15 protein-coding genes are annotated in these 14,976 nt (G+C 61.7%); 13 read left to right on the top strand and 2 right to left on the bottom strand.

Annotation, left to right across the window (positions count from 1 at the left end):
- Positions 1–6 precede the first annotated feature (6 nt).
- From JTP94_RS27810 to JTP94_RS27850, 9 genes are all read left to right on the top strand, one after another.
- On the top strand, positions 7–234 hold the full coding sequence (locus JTP94_RS27810; protein WP_246755378.1) for a hypothetical protein: 228 nt from the start codon (positions 7–9) through the stop codon (positions 232–234).
- A 3-nt stretch (positions 235–237) separates the two neighbouring features.
- The gene (gene odhB / locus JTP94_RS27815; protein WP_204853661.1) at positions 238–1,482 is read left to right on the top strand and encodes a 2-oxoglutarate dehydrogenase complex dihydrolipoyllysine-residue succinyltransferase; all 1,245 of its coding nucleotides are present in this window, start codon (positions 238–240) and stop codon (positions 1,480–1,482) included.
- Positions 1,483–1,496: 14 nt separating this feature from the next.
- Entirely contained in the window at positions 1,497–2,246 is a 750-nt protein-coding gene (locus JTP94_RS27820; RefSeq protein WP_204853662.1) for a DUF4241 domain-containing protein, read from the top strand.
- Entirely contained in the window at positions 2,243–2,770 is a 528-nt protein-coding gene (locus JTP94_RS27825; protein ID WP_409456638.1) for a hypothetical protein, read from the top strand. Before JTP94_RS27820 ends, JTP94_RS27825 begins: the two co-directional genes overlap by 4 nt.
- The gene (locus tag JTP94_RS27830; protein WP_204853663.1) at positions 2,767–3,522 is read left to right on the top strand and encodes an SDR family oxidoreductase; all 756 of its coding nucleotides are present in this window, start codon (positions 2,767–2,769) and stop codon (positions 3,520–3,522) included. Before JTP94_RS27825 ends, JTP94_RS27830 begins: the two co-directional genes overlap by 4 nt.
- An 18-nt stretch (positions 3,523–3,540) precedes the next feature.
- Complete coding sequence (locus JTP94_RS27835) at positions 3,541–4,179, top strand: LysE family transporter (RefSeq protein WP_204853664.1); 639 nt, start codon at positions 3,541–3,543, stop codon at positions 4,177–4,179.
- Positions 4,180–4,186: 7 nt separating this feature from the next.
- A complete protein-coding gene (gene lpdA / locus JTP94_RS27840; RefSeq protein WP_312038193.1) occupies positions 4,187–5,614 on the top strand; it encodes a dihydrolipoyl dehydrogenase in 1,428 nt (475 codons plus the stop codon).
- 114 nt (positions 5,615–5,728) lie between these two features.
- On the top strand, positions 5,729–8,590 hold the full coding sequence (locus JTP94_RS27845; protein ID WP_204853666.1) for a pitrilysin family protein: 2,862 nt from the start codon (positions 5,729–5,731) through the stop codon (positions 8,588–8,590).
- Positions 8,591–8,691: 101 nt separating this feature from the next.
- The gene (locus tag JTP94_RS27850) at positions 8,692–9,204 is read left to right on the top strand and encodes a DUF2867 domain-containing protein (protein WP_204853667.1); all 513 of its coding nucleotides are present in this window, start codon (positions 8,692–8,694) and stop codon (positions 9,202–9,204) included.
- Here the strand turns inward: JTP94_RS27850 and JTP94_RS27855 are convergent.
- Positions 9,182–10,363, bottom strand: coding sequence for a TraB/GumN family protein (locus JTP94_RS27855; RefSeq protein WP_246755385.1), 1,182 nt, complete (start codon positions 10,361–10,363; stop codon positions 9,182–9,184). The genes JTP94_RS27850 and JTP94_RS27855 overlap by 23 nt on opposite strands.
- A 130-nt stretch (positions 10,364–10,493) precedes the next feature.
- Positions 10,494–11,429 (bottom strand): tyrosine recombinase XerC, encoded by a 936-nt coding sequence (locus JTP94_RS27860; RefSeq protein ID WP_204853685.1) that lies wholly within the window; start codon positions 11,427–11,429, stop codon positions 10,494–10,496.
- A 244-nt stretch (positions 11,430–11,673) separates the two neighbouring features.
- On the opposite strand from JTP94_RS27860, the gene JTP94_RS27865 reads away from it, so the two are divergent.
- The 4 genes from JTP94_RS27865 to JTP94_RS27880 form a co-directional block, all read left to right on the top strand.
- Positions 11,674–12,618, top strand: a complete 945-nt coding sequence (locus JTP94_RS27865; protein ID WP_204853668.1) for a GNAT family N-acetyltransferase — start codon at positions 11,674–11,676, stop codon at positions 12,616–12,618.
- Between the two features lie 24 nt (positions 12,619–12,642).
- The gene (locus JTP94_RS27870; protein WP_204853669.1) at positions 12,643–13,779 is read left to right on the top strand and encodes an AAA family ATPase; all 1,137 of its coding nucleotides are present in this window, start codon (positions 12,643–12,645) and stop codon (positions 13,777–13,779) included.
- A gap of 26 nt (positions 13,780–13,805) precedes the next feature.
- Positions 13,806–14,513, top strand: coding sequence for a uridylate kinase (locus JTP94_RS27875; RefSeq protein ID WP_204853670.1), 708 nt, complete (start codon positions 13,806–13,808; stop codon positions 14,511–14,513).
- A gap of 220 nt (positions 14,514–14,733) precedes the next feature.
- On the top strand, positions 14,734–14,976 hold a 243-nt coding region (locus tag JTP94_RS27880; RefSeq protein ID WP_204853671.1), incomplete at its 3' end, for a phage integrase N-terminal SAM-like domain-containing protein.

A 14,976-nucleotide genomic window follows, 5' to 3' on the forward strand; every position in this document is an offset into this window, starting at 1 on the left:
TGCGCGATGACCTGTTTTCGTCTGAAAATTGCGTCGTCGCGCTCCAGCCTTCCGCAGGATGCGACGGGGGAGAAAATGGCCGCCATGCAGCAACATGCCGACTATCGCCAGCACGAAGCAGATGCCCGACCGGTTACCGCCGGCTGGGCTGATGCAGCGCATGGCGTTGTCCGTTCCCCGGCCATCTGTCGCCGGAATTCCATCCAACTCATAATGACGAAAATCAGGATCTGAACAATGGCCACTGAAATCCGCGTTCCTACCCTCGGCGAATCCGTCAGCGAGGCGACCGTCGGCACCTGGTTCAAGAAGGTCGGCGATGCCATCAAGGCCGATGAACCGATTCTCGAGCTTGAAACCGACAAGGTGACGATCGAGGTTCCAGCACCTGCGGCCGGCACGCTGTCCGAAATCGTTGCGCAGGCCGGGGAGACCGTGGGCCTCGGAGCGTTGCTTGGCCAGATCTCCGCCGGCAACGGCGCCGCCGCCGCTCCGGCTCAGGCTGCAGCACCCGCCGCTGCCGCTGCTCCGGCCCCTGCCGCTGCCGCCCCGGTTGCTGCCCCCACCGTTTCCGCTCCGGCCTCCACCATGCCGCCGGCCCCTGCCGCCGCCAAGCTGCTTGCCGAAAGCAACCTCTCCGCCGATCAGGTCGATGGCAGCGGCAAGCGCGGCCAGGTCCTGAAGGGTGATGCCATCGCCGCCGTTGCAAAGGCCGCCTCGGCGCCTGCCGCCGCACCGGCTGCGCCCGTCGCCGCGCGCGCGCCGACCGCCGTCGAGGACGTCAGCCGCGAAGAGCGCGTCAAGATGACCCGCCTGCGCCAGACGATTGCCCGCCGCCTCAAGGATGCGCAGAACACCGCCGCCATGCTCACCACCTACAATGAGGTGGACATGAAGGCCGTCATGGACCTACGCAACAAGTACAAGGACATCTTCGAGAAGAAGCATGGCGTGAAGCTCGGCTTCATGGGCTTCTTCACCAAGGCCGTCACGCACGCCCTGAAGGAACTGCCTGCTGTCAACGCCGAGATCGATGGCACCGACATCATCTACAAGAACTACTGCCACATCGGCATGGCTGTCGGCACCGACAAGGGTCTCGTCGTTCCGGTTATCCGCGACGCCGATCAGATGTCGATCGCCGAGGTCGAGAAGGAGCTTGGCCGTCTGGCGAAGGCTGCCCGCGACGGCACGCTGTCGATGGCTGACATGCAGGGCGGCACCTTCACCATCACCAATGGTGGCGTCTATGGTTCGCTGATGTCCTCGCCGATTCTGAACGCGCCACAGTCGGGCATTCTCGGCATGCACAAGATCCAGGAACGTCCGGTCGCCATCGGCGGTCAAGTCGTCATCCGTCCGATGATGTATCTGGCGCTTTCCTACGACCACCGCATGGTCGACGGCAAGGAAGCCGTGACCTTCCTCGTGCGCGTCAAGGAAAGCCTGGAAGATCCGGAACGTCTGGTTCTCGATCTCTAAGGGAGCGTTGGATCATGTCGACATGGCCCATGCGGACGCTGCGCGGATTGTTGTGCGCCGTCGCCGCATGGGTGCCATCATCCGCGAGCGCCGATGAGTTCGACGTTTCCAAGCTCAGCAGCAATCTCGATCTGGCGTCGCTCAGCGACGCCGATCTTGCCGCGCGATCGATCGCCGCCCTTCGCATCGGCAATGTCGAACTGACGTCCGGCCGCATCGTCGCCAGCGATCCCCTGGTCGGACCGGACCGTCCGGCACTGGTCAGGACCGTGCCTCCGGGCGATTATCCGGTGACGCTCTATGAAGCCTTCGGCCGCATCGCCGCCGCCAGCATGCGGTTTGCCGAGGGCAAGCCGGTGCGCTGGGAGCTAGCACTCATTCCGGGCCAGGATATCAATGCGTTGAAGGGTGAAGAGTTCTTCGGCTATCCGGTCGATGCCGGCCTCGGCTGCTATATGGATGCCGATACCTATGCCTTGATTCAGGAGCGGGAAAAGCAGGTCCGGGCCGAGAAGTCGTCGTCTGATATCAACTACTATGACGATGTCCTGGCGCCCGAGCTCGGGGCGAACAAGGACAAATATGCCATGCATCGGCCGGTGGCCGGCGAGCGTGGTAATGTCGCGATCTTCTGGAGCGGCTGGGGCGACGGTTTCTATCCGGTATTCTGGGGCCTCGATGCTGGCGGGCGGCCTCTGGTTCTGCTTACCGACTTCGGCGTGACCGAGAATGCCGATGGCCGGCACGAGCCGGGAGGAGAATGACGATGCCTGTCAACCGCATGATGACACGACTAGCTCCGGTGCGCTGGGCGATGATGGCCTTTACTGTCAATCCGGCGTTGGCTCTCGCAAGCGAATGCGTGCAGGAAAAGGCTGTCTACGGCGATATGGACGATGCCTATGAGCTGCGCTTCGAGCCCATGGGGTCGGAATCATCCGTCAGCAACAAGTTCAAACTTGCCGTGCGCAACACCGCCGTCGTGGCCGATGGCGTTGTCATGCGCACCGACGATCAACAGCACGCCAATGGCAGGATCATGTTCGAGTGCCCGGAAGGCGATGTCACCGGGGCTGATCTCAGAGCCTGCACCGTCTGGCAGGGCACGGTTTACGCCTCTGACCTGAAGGGCCATATCAGCATGCTTCCAGCTGAGGGCGAGAGTGCAGCCGAACGGCTTTTCCTGCCGGCGCTCGGACCCTCGATCCAGAAGTCTTCCCTTTGGGGCAAGGGCAAGGCAACCGTTGCGCCCTGGGATGTCCTCAGTCTGAAAGGATGCGACCAATGACCGAGAGTGCACCCGTTCTTCTCGTGACCGGCGGCAGCCGAGGCATCGGCGCGGCGGTTTCAGTTGCCGCTGCCCAGCACGGCTGGGCCGTGGCGGTCAACTATGCGTCCAACAAGGACGCAGCCGAGGCCGTGGTGGCGACGATCCGCGATGCCGGCGGCGATGCGATCGCGATCGCCGGCGATGTCGGCAAGCCAGAGGGCATCAAATCCATCTTTGCCACGATCGACTCGCATTTTGGCCGGCTCGATGGGCTCGTCAACAATGCCGGTATCGTCGGGGTCATTCAGCGCCTCGACGAAATGACGCCGGAACGGCTCGACCGCATGTTCCGTGTCAATATCACCGGCTCGATGCTGGCCGCGGCAGAAGCCGTGCGTCGCATGTCGACCCGCCATGGCGGCAAGGGCGGCGTGATCGTCAATGTCTCCTCCCTGGCCGCAACGCTCGGTGGCGGGGGACAGTATGTCGACTATGCTGCTTCCAAGGGGGCGATCGATACCTTCACGGTCGGTCTGGCGCGCGAGGTGGCGGCCGAAGGCATCCGCGTCAACGCTGTCCGGCCCGGCATCATCGATACGGATATCCACGCCGCAGCCGGCCTGCCGGACCGGGCGCGCGACATCGCTCCGCAATTGCCGATGAAGCGCGCGGGAACGGCCGACGAGGTCGCCGACTCCATCCTCTATCTCCTGGGGCCTCACGCATCCTATATAACGGGTGCCTTGCTCGACGTGAGCGGTGGCCGTTAAGCGGAGAAGGTGGCTATCATGCAATATATTCTCGAATTCCTCGGCCTGATGGCGGTGTTCTCTATTTTCATCGTCATTCCCGGCGCCGATTTTGCCGTGATCCTACGTCAGAGCATCGTGCATGGCCGCCGTGCCGCCATGATGACCGGGCTCGGCATGGGCTTCTCGCTACTCTTCCACATCAGCTACACCATTCTCGGCCTTGGCCTGATCGTGTCGCAATCGCTTGTCCTGTTCAGCATGATCAAATGGGCCGGCGTTCTCTATCTCGTCTACCTGGGCATCAAGTCTTTCCGCGAGCCGGGCTTCAAGGTGGCGGAAATCGAGATCACCGATGCTGACCGCAAGCCGGTCTCCGTCTGGCGCTGCCTGGCGACGGGCTTCATCACCAATGCGCTCAACCCGAAGCCGGTGCTGTTTTTCCTGTCGCTGTTTTCGACGCTCGTGCATCACGACACGCCCGCGCTGATCCAGTTCAGCTATGGCATCGGCATGGCAACGGCTCTGGTCGCCTGGTTTGCCGGCGTCTCCACTTTCTTCACCGTCAAGCCGGTTCGCGATCGCTTCATCGCGTCAGGCAAATGGTTCAACCGCATCACCGGAGCGGCGCTCGTCGGCTTCGGCATCCGCCTCGCTTTGGCGCGGGCGGCCGACTAACAGAGATATAAAACAAGGAAATCAAACCATGTCCTACGATGTGATCATTATCGGAACCGGTCCCGGCGGCTATGTCTGCGCAGTCAAGGCAGCGCAACTCGGCCTGAAGGTGGCGGTCGTCGAAAAGCGCGTGACCTTTGGCGGCACCTGCCTCAACATCGGCTGCATTCCCTCCAAGGCGCTGCTGCACGCTTCCGAAATGTTCCATCATGTAGGCCATGGCATGGACGCGCTCGGCGTCGAGGTTGCGGCGCCGACGCTGAACCTTGGCAAGATGCTGGCTCACAAGGATGCGACCGTAAAGTCGAATGTCGACGGCGTCGCCTTCCTCTTCAAGAAGAACAAGATCGATGCCTTCCAGGGCACCGGCAAGATCGTTTCCGCCGGCAAGGTTGCCGTCACGGCCGATGACGGCAAGGTGACCGAGATCGACGGCAAGAACATCGTCATCGCCACCGGCTCCGACGTTGCCGGCATTCCGGGCGTGCCGCTCGAGATCGATGAGAAGATCATCATCTCCTCCACCGGCGGCATCGCGCTCGACAAGGTGCCGGGCAAGATGATCGTGGTCGGCGGCGGCGTCATCGGCCTTGAGCTCGGCTCGGTCTGGTCGCGCCTCGGCGCCAAGGTCACTGTCGTCGAATATCTCGACACCATCCTCGGCGGCATGGATGGCGAAGTCTCCAAGCAGTTCCAGCGCATGCTGGCCAAGCAGGGCGTGGAATTCCATCTCGGTGCCAAGGTGGTCGGCGTCGAGAAGTCCGGCGACGGCGCGAAGGTTACCTTCGAGCCGGTCAAGGGCGGCGACAAGGTCGTGCTCGATGCCGATGTCGTGCTGGTCGCGACCGGCCGCAAGCCCTATACGGCAGGCCTTGGCCTGGAAGAGGCCGGCGTCGTGCTCGACAATCGCGGCCGCGTCGAGATCGACGGTCACTTCAAGACCAATGTCGCCGACATCTATGCCATCGGCGACGTGGTGAAGGGTCCGATGCTGGCGCACAAGGCGGAAGACGAGGGTGTGGCGCTCGCCGAAATTCTCGCCGGCCAGGCGGGCCATGTGAACTACGACGTCATTCCGAGCGTCGTCTACACCCAGCCGGAAGTCGCTTCCGTCGGCAAGACCGAGGAAGAGCTTAAGGCCGCGGGCATCGCCTACAAGGTCGGCAAGTTCCCGTTCTCTGCCAATGGCCGCGCGCGCGCCATGCTGGCGACTGACGGTTTCGTCAAGATCCTGGCCGACAAGGAAACGGACCGGGTCCTCGGCGGCCATATCGTCGGCTTCGGCGCTGGCGAGATGATCCACGAGATCACCGTGCTGATGGAATTCGGTGGCTCGTCGGAAGATCTCGGCCGCACCTGCCATGCGCATCCGACCATGTCGGAAGCCGTGAAGGAAGCAGCGCTCGCGACCTTCTTCAAGCCGATCCACATGTAGGAACCGCGTTTAAGCTCGGTCGAATACCGGGATTGCAATGCACATACGATGATGCGATGAACGGGGTCTCTCGTGCATCGCATCATCGAAGCTCTCCCAATCACCGAAGCAAGCATGTCACGCCAAATCCCAGCTATTGCCGCATCCCTACAACTCTTCATTGTTGTCGCCCTCACGGTCCTACTGACCGCTGTGCTCCCGGTTCATGCCGAAACGCCTGATGTCGGTTGGCCGCAGACCGTCAGCGATCTGCCAGCGGAACCCGGTATCCGTTTCGGCACGCTGCCCAACGGTATGCGCTTCGCCATCATGCACAATGCGACGCCTACGGGGCAGGTGGCGATCCGGTTTCGCATCGGCACTGGGTCGCTCCAGGAAAAAGACGATCAGCAGGGGCTGGCGCATTTTCTCGAGCATATGGCTTTCAAGGGTTCGACCCACGTTCCCGAAGGCGAGATGACCCGAATCCTCCAGCGCCTCGGCCTGGCCTTCGGCGCGGATACGAATGCCTCTACGAGCTACAACGAGACCGTCTATGCGCTCGATCTGCCTGAGGCCGACGCCGAAACAGTGTCTACCGGCCTGATGCTGATGCGCGAGACGGCGAGCGAGCTCACGCTCGATGCCGGCGCCTTCGACCGCGAGCGTGGTGTCATCCTGTCGGAAGAGAAGCTGCGCGATACGCCGCAATATCGGGGCGGGATCGGCTTCATGAATCTGCTGCTGCCTGGCCAGCGCGTGCCGCTGCGGCCGCCTATCGGCAAGACCGATATTATCAGCCATGCCCCGGTCGATCTGGTGCGGGACTATTATCGCACCAATTATCGGCCGGATCGCGCCACGCTGATCGTGGTCGGCGATATCGACGCGGCGGCTCTCGAAGCCGACATCCGCAGCCGCTTCGGCAATTGGACGTCAAATACACCGGTGCCGGCTGAGCCCGATCTGGGTGCTCTTGAAAAACACGGCGAACGCGTTGGAACCGTCGTCGTGCCTGGTGGTGCCACCCGCGTGCAGATTGCCTGGACGCGTCCCTATGACGCTTCGCCAGACAGCGCTGCCAAGCGTCGTCAGCAGTTGATCGAGGGTATCGGCCTTGCTGTCCTCAACCGGCGTATATCCGTTCTGGCGCAACAGCCCAACCCGCCCTTCGTCAGCGCGCAGGCTGGTTCTCAGGATCTTTTGAAGTCCGCTCACGTCACGATGATTGCCGCAGATGGCGATCCGGACAAGTGGCAGGCAGCTCTTGCTGCTATCGATCAGGAGCAGCGCCGGATTGCCGAGTTCGGCGTTGCACAAGGCGAGATCGACCGCGAAATTGCCGAATACCGGTCGACGCTGCAGGCGGCTGCGGGAGGTGCTGCAACGCGCGCCAGTCCGGATATTGCCGGATCCCTGGCCTGGAGTGTCGGCGAAGGCGTGGTCTTCACCTCGCCGGCGGAAGACCTCTCGCTTTTCGATGCTGCGATGAAAGGCTTGACTGCGGCCGAGGTGAACCAAAGTCTCCAGCTTGCCTTTGCAGGCAACGGTCCGCAACTGGTACTGCAGATCCCGCAAATGCCCGAGGGCGGTGGCGCGGCTGTTGAAAAGGCCTATGCGGACTCGCGCGCCGTGCCGGTTACTGCGCCCGAGCATACGACAGCGGCCGTATGGCCCTATACCGATTTCGGCAAAGCCGGAGCCGTCGTCGAACAGCGAGTCGTCGACGATCTCGGCGTCACGATGGTACGCTTTGCCAATGGCGTGCGCTTGACCGTCAAGCCGACCAAGCTTCGTCAGGACGAAGTATTGGTTCGTGCCAATATCGGTCGCGGCCGGCTCGATCTGCCGCATGACCGCCCGCTGCCAATATGGGCGGCGGCGGCGGTCCCGTTGTCCGGTCTGAAGGCCATCGACTACGAAGACATGCAGAAGGCACTGGCCGGAAATGTCGTCGGCAACGACTTTTCCATCCAGGATGGCGCCTTCAGGTTCGAGGGGGCTACGAGGCCGAGCGATCTGGCGACGCAATTGCAGCTTCTGACGGCCTATGTTTCTGATCCGACCTACCGACCGGATGTCTTCAAGCGGGTGCAACAGGCCTATCTGAACAGTTTGACGCAGCTTCAGGCAACGGCAGGGACCGTGGTCGGCCGCGACCTTCCCGGTCTTTTGCATTCCGGTGATCCGCGTTGGACTTTCCCGGACCGAACGCAATTGCTTGATGCCAAGCCGGAAGATTTCGAGGCATTCTTGCGGCCGTTCCTTTCCAAGGGTCAGATTGAAGTCATCATCGCCGGCGATGTTCAGGCCGATGATGCGATCCGCATGACCGCTGAGACCTTCGGTGCGCTGCCGGCCCGGCACGATATGCAGGAGCAGCCCGACAGTGGCGAGACGCTTTTTCCAGTACCGACGCCGGAACCGGTCGTGCGGCTGCAAGACGGGCGAAGCGACAATGCCGGCGCGCTCGTCGCCATGTCGATCGGCGATTTTCTCTCCGATTTGCCGCGTGCCGCCGCCGCCAATGTGACAGGGGCGATCTTCCGGAATCGTCTGATCGACCAGTTCCGCGTCGCCGAGGGCGCGACTTACAGCCCACAGGGCGACGTCGATCTGTCCAGATCGATCCCGGGCTACGGCTTTGCCTATGTCTACGTCGAGACAGTCCCGGCGAAGGTGGATCATTTCTTCGATCTGGTGGACAAGATCAGCGCCGATTTGCGGGATAGGGACGTTTCGCCGGACGAACTCACGCGCGCCAAGGCTCCGATCGTGGAGGAGATAAAGCGTTCGCAACAGACCAATAGCTATTGGCTGGAGAGCTTGCATGGTGCCCAGACGGATGCGCGGCGTCTCGCGCGAATTCGCGGCAACATCAACGGCTATCAGGCTGTAACGGCGCAGGATGTCCGTTCGATTGCGACAAGCTATCTGAAGTCGGAGACGTCCTGGCGTATGAAAATATTGCCGGCTAACGGATCGGCCGTGCGATAGCCGGCTGTGCCCGCCTGGTAAATTGCCGCAGCCGGCATTTGTCGTTCGGGTTGCTTTGCTGCGTGTGATAGCTTGCAGGGATCGAGACAACGGATGAGACGATGTCTGCAAGACCCCTGATGGTGAAACCGCATGTGCCGCATCCCGCATTGCCGGGCGCGGACTGGGCGGATTGCTACGAACTGCAGGTTCCGAAATCGGATTTTACGGCAATTGCCGCCGCGCGTGCCATGCTCGGCCGCTTTCCGCTCTGGGTGCGACTGTTGCTGCGACTGCGTGATGCGGTAACCGGTCTGTTTGGATTGAAATCCACACGCAGCAATACCGCGGATAAACTGGAAACGATCGGTTTCTTTCCGGTCGTCAGCAAGTCCGCCAATCAGGTCGTTCTCGGATTTGATGATCGCCACCTCGATTTCCGTGTCGTCATCGACGTGCGGGACGACGATCAGGGACGACGGCTCGTGGACGCGACCACGCTTGTCAGGCGAAAGATATTGCTGGGGCGCATCTATATAGCGCTGATTACGCCATTCCACCGGTTGATCGTTGCAACCATGCTCGCCGATTTCGGCAAACGCATGAGCGCGGTCAGTTTACCGCCGTCACCGTGAAGCCCTGCTTGCGCAACAAGGCCACCAGGCCCTGGTCGCCGGCCAGGTGCAGCGCGCCGACGGCGATGAAGGCATTGCCCTTGTCGAGGATCGGTGCTGCGCGTTCGGCCATCACCTTGTTGCGGTCGAGGATGATGCGCTGCTCGAAGACCGCCGTGTCGTCGTCCGAGATGTTCTGGTCCGGCTCGATCACCTTCAGCATCGGGATCATCGCGCCGATATTGCCGGCCAGATAGAGATCGGTCATCGTTTCGTTGACGTCGTTGATCTTGTCGCCGAGTTCGAGCGTCTGGATCAGCGACTTCAGATGCAGCGTGATCGGCAGATCGCTCATCGCCTTGGCCTGCTCGGCCAGCGTTTCCAGCCCCTTGACCTGCTTGCCTTCGGCGGCGGCGTCGCTCGCCAGCTTCTGGTCGAGGAATTTCGCGCCGGCGGTCTTGCGGCGGATTTCGCAGCCGGTCATTTCGAAGGAGCTCGAGATCAGCCAGGGCTGCATGCGAGAGACAGCGGCAAGCGCAATGCCGCGCGCCTTCAGTCCCGCCTCGAGCTTGGCGTTGTCCTCGGGCGACAGATGCTGGCTGATGGTCGAGCCGTCGGTGAGCATCGTCAGCGACGGATTGGCGAAGAGGGCCGCGGCTGCCCTCTTGTCATCGAGAATTTCGTCGGATTCGACGACGATCGCATCGGCGGCCGCTACGGCCTCCGACGCGCCCTTCGGCATGGTGAGCACGCGCGAATCCGAGACATGCATGGTGCCGAGCAGCCAGGAGGGCTTCAGGCCTGATTTCTCGATCTTCCAGAAGATGCCCTTGCCGTTTTCCACCTTGTCGCCGGCCGCGATGATGGAGGCATATTTGTCGGGATCGCTTTTCTGCAGCTCTGCCATCAGATCCTTGCCGCCGCAGCTGTCGGACGTTGTCTCACTGGCGAGTAAGGTTGCGATTTTGGCCAGGTCGTCTTTCTTGAGCTTTGCCAACGGATTTTTGTCGCCACCGCTTTCGGATGCCGTCTGGTCGGCATGCGCCGGCTGCAGGGCGAGTATGGTTGCGATCAATAGGGTGGCCAGCATCAACGGAAGGGCTGTGGCGAACCAGAGAAGGACATCGCCGAGTGCCGGCTTCGTCGATCGCATCGTCTTGGATCCGAGGGCAGAAATCATTTAAACCTTCCACTGGCAGAGGCCATGACTCTTAAAGCGCGAAAGCGGCATTCCGGAGACGTGGCGGCATATGCTCATGCTCTACGCTTCGGAGACGCATATTCCCTTAACGTGAGGGGTTAATGGTTCCTTATGCTCGCGGATGGGCGCGATCGTAGACTTCCAGCAGCCGCGAGGAATCGACGCCGGTATAGACCTGCGTTGTCGACAGGCTGGCATGGCCGAGCAGTTCCTGGATGGTGCGCAGGTCGCCGCCTCCAGCCAGCAGATGCGTCGCGAAGGAATGGCGCAAGGCGTGCGGCGTGGCGGTATCGGGCAGGCCGAAGGCGCCGCGCAGTTTCTGCATGCCGTGCTGGATGATGCCCGGCTGCAGTTTGCCGCCGCGCGCGCCGCGAAAGAGGGCGGCCTCAGCGTCGAGATGATAGGGGCAGAGGGCTCGGTAGTGATCGACCGCCTCGACGACGATTGATAGTAGCGGCACCAGCCGCGTCTTGTTGCCCTTGCCTGTGATGCGCAGCGCAGTCGCGCCGGGCGGCATATCCTGCGGCTTCAGATCCAACGCCTCGGAAATGCGCAGGCCGCAGCCGTAGAGCAGGGTCAGCACGGCCGCGTCGCGCGCAGCGATCCACGGTTCTTCATGCAACTGTGCCTCGTCGCTGACCACCGTGATGGCCTGCGTGTCGGAAAGCGGCTTGGGAAGCGATTTCGGCTGTTTCGGTGAGCGCACGGCCGCCGCGCCCGCGGCATTCACCAGGCCTTTCTTTTCGAGATAGCGCAGCAGCGAACGAAGGCCGGCAAGATTGCGTCCGAGCGAACGCGCTCCGGCCCCTTCCTTTCGGCGCGCGGCGAGAAAACCGCGAAAATCGGCGGGGCGCAGTGCGTGGATATCCGCGATCGTTGCCGGACCGCCGAGATGGCCGGTGAGGAAAGTCAGGAATTGCCGCGTGTCGCGCTCATAGGCATTCAGCGTGTGGGCGGAGAGCCGCCGCTCCTGACCAAGCGCGTCGAGCCAGCGGCCCCGCTCCGCCATCAACCTTGAGTCGGCAATGATCAACAATTCGTTCAGTGGAAAACCCCTTGAAATTCAGATTCCTTCTGCCACTTTGGATTAGGGAAGGTTATGGAATCACTAACTTTCCCGTTGCCCTGCTTGCATTTCCGATGCGCTGCGGGAGCAACGGCACTTCAAAAAACTGCATATAGGCCCGTTCCTAAATCTCCGGTGGTTTGGCGGCTATATGCGAGGCGCTTGTCATGCTTCGATCATATTCGGTTGCAATAGAATATACCCCAACCATTCAGGATACTTCATGGCACGCCGCGGTTCGATAACTGCACTGGGACAGATTGCAGAAGCGATCGCTTTGGTGTCGCAGGGTCAGCCGGGACACATTGTCGATATGCTGATCGCCGAACGCGGCGAGAAGATCGTTCGCAATCCGCTCTGGCCGGTCATGCGCCCCTTTCTCTACACGCTGCTGCGCTACAATAAGGCGATCGAATTCGCCAACGATGTCGCGAAGTTGTCCGGCTTTCAATGCTTCGAATATATGAGCGATCTGCTCAAGCTCGACATCGGCGTCACCCACGCCGATCGCATTCCGGCATCCGGTGGTTTCATTCTCGTCAGCAATCATCCCACAGGCATTGCCGACGGCGTCGCCGTCTTCGATCTCCTGAAATCGCGCCGGCCTGACATGATGATCTTTGCCAATCGCGATGCCGTGCGCGTCAATCCGCGTTTCGCCGAGATGATCATTCCGGTGGAATGGCGCGAGGAGCACAAGAGCAAGCCGAAGACGCGCGAGACGCTGCAGCTCACCAACCGCGCCGTCGCCGACGGCAAGGTGACCGTGCTTTTTCCGTCCGGCCGCATCGCCTATTGGGCGGACGGCAAGCTGAACGAGCGTCCGTGGAAGACATCCGCCGTGGGTCTGGCGCGCAAATACAATCTGCCGATCCTGCCGGTGCACCTGACGGCGCGCAATTCCGGCCTGTTTTACTGGCTCGCCAGATGGTCGACCGAGCTGCGCGACATGACGGTGTTTCATGAGCTTCTGAACAAGCGCGGCGACCAGTTCGACTTCCTCGTCGGCAATCTCATTCCCGTCGAGCATCTGGACGGCGACGTCAACGAGGTGACGAAAGCGCTGGAGAAGCACACGGTCGTCGATCTTGCGGCTGACGGCAATGCGAGGTTCTCGCCGCTCATTTCTCCCAGGCAGGAAGAGGCCTTGGCCGCGCATTCTCTTTAAATCGGGAATCGGTTAGAGCGAGGCATGCAACTTCGCTCGATGTTCGCCCAGAATTATCGCTCTTTGCGCTCGATCCGCATGGATCTGGCCGAAGTCAACCTGTTCATCGGCGAGAATGGCGTCGGCAAATCCAATCTCTATCGTTCCCTGCAGCTCGTGCAGGCGGCGGTGCGTGGGCGGCTGGCGCATGAGATTTCCAGCGAGGGCGGCATGTTCTCGGCCATGTGGTCGGGCAAGCGGCGCGCACATGAATCCGCCCGCATCCGCTTCGATGTCGAGCTGCTCGACATGGAGCGAGCCGCGACCTTCCGCTATTGGATCGAGGCCGGCATGCGCCCGCCTCTTCCTGCTGCGGGCTTTCCGTTGGAGCCTCAGGTCAAGGCCGAGGAACTATTGATCGAGACAGGCCGGCGGCCGGTGACGATGATGAAGCGGGCCGGGCCGGGTATTTCCGTTCGCGGCGAAAACGGCCGCATGCAGCCGCATCGCGACCAGGCGCTGACGTCGGAAACGGCGATCGCCCTGCTCGGCGATGCAGGCTACTACCCCGAAGTCGGCACCTTCCGGCGGGCCGTCGACGCATGGCGGTTCTATCACGGCTTTCGCACGGATCGCGCTTCGCCGCTGCGGGCGCCATGCCTTGCCGTGACCTCTCCCATGCTGGACGAGGATGGCGCCAATATCGCCGCCGTCTTCGCCACGCTCGTGCATACACGTGAAGATACGGTCGAACTCGACAGGGTCGTTGCCGCCGCACTCGGCGGGGCGCGCCTCGTGGTGCCGGAGCCGCAGGAAACGGCGGATTTCGGCCTGATGCTGCCGGAATTTCCCAAGCGCGTCTTCCAGCCGCGCGAATTGTCCGATGGCCAGATCCGGTTCCTCGGCCTCGCTGCAGCGCTGATGTCCTATCGCCTGCCGCCGCTGATCGCGCTCAACGAGCCGGAGGCGAGCCTGCATCCCGACATGCTGCCGCCGCTTGCCGAAATGATCGCGCAGGCCGCCAGGACCAGCCAGATCTGGATCGTCACCCATTCCGAGGTTCTGGCCGCAGCCGTGCGCGAACGTTGCGGTGCGCGGCCTCGCCGGGTGATCCGCGAAAACGGCGCCACCTGGATCGACGGCATGCGGCTGACCGGCATGATCGACGATGACGACGAATAGAAATCTGTTGAAATGGGATTGACGATATGACGTCTTTGGGTAGAGCCGCTGTGTTGAACGACCTTGCCGTCCTGATTGCGAAGCTGGAATCGGCAAGGCCAATTCGCGTCGCGATCGATGGGAGGACGGCATCCGGCAAGACGACACTGGCGAACGAATTGGCAGAGTGTCTTAGGGATAAAGGCCGGGAGGTCATCCGAACCTCGATTGATGGTTTCCACAGGCCGAAGGTGGAGCGCTATGCACGCGGGCGGCACTCCGCCGAGGGCTATTATTACGACGCGCGCGATCTTCCCGCCATCAATGCGCTCCTTCTCGATCCTTTGGGGCCGGGCGGCGACGGCCGGTATCGCACGGCGTCATTTGATCTGCACAATGATCTGCCGATCGAACAGGATCCGCAATTTGCGCCTGATGACGCCATCCTCATTGTCGATGGTACGTTCCTCCAGCGGCCTGAGCTGCGTGGCGGCTGGGATGTCGCGGTCTTCATTGAAACCTCGGAGCATGTGTCCGAACAACGGGGCATAGATCGTGACACCGCGCATCTCGGGGGAGCGGAAGCCACACGTCAGCTTTATGCCGGTCGATATCGCCCGGCCTTTGATCTCTATCAGCGCTTGTCCGCGCCTGCTTCTGCTGCCGACGCAATTTTCAACAATGACAATTTTGACCAGCCTGCTCTCCGGGTTCGTGGAGATGGCAGGCTTTCTGCAGTATCGCGAAATCCCTGATATTCACGGAATTCGGTAGCAGATGCCACCATTCGGGATGGAGGCGTTCATGGCAACTTTGGGCCAACAGTAGCCAAGCTGACGGCAGGAATGCGCCCTCAAGCACGAACCCGCTACGCGGGAGGGCGCGCGCGGTGAGTTTGGTATGATTATCTGAGGTTCTAGGCAGGCTGTTGGTGTTGCCTGACCATGACGTTCCCTTCAACGAGAGGAACGTTCAATGGCCAGCTTTCAACACGATGCCCCGACCACACCGCTTCGCCAGCGTATGCAGGAAGATATGGTGATGCGGGGTCTGGGATCGCACACTCAGCAGGACTACGTCCGCCACGTCCGGCGCTTCGCTGCGTTTCTTGGGCGTGCCCCTTATACGGCGACGGTCGAAGACATACGGCATTTCCAGTTGCATCAGCATGAGAACGGCGTAGGCCCCGCGACGATCAACAGCACGGTTTCGGCGCTA

This window comes from Martinezella lusitana, from assembly GCF_016901135.1.
Lineage (GTDB): Bacteria > Pseudomonadota > Alphaproteobacteria > Rhizobiales > Rhizobiaceae > Rhizobium > Rhizobium lusitanum_D.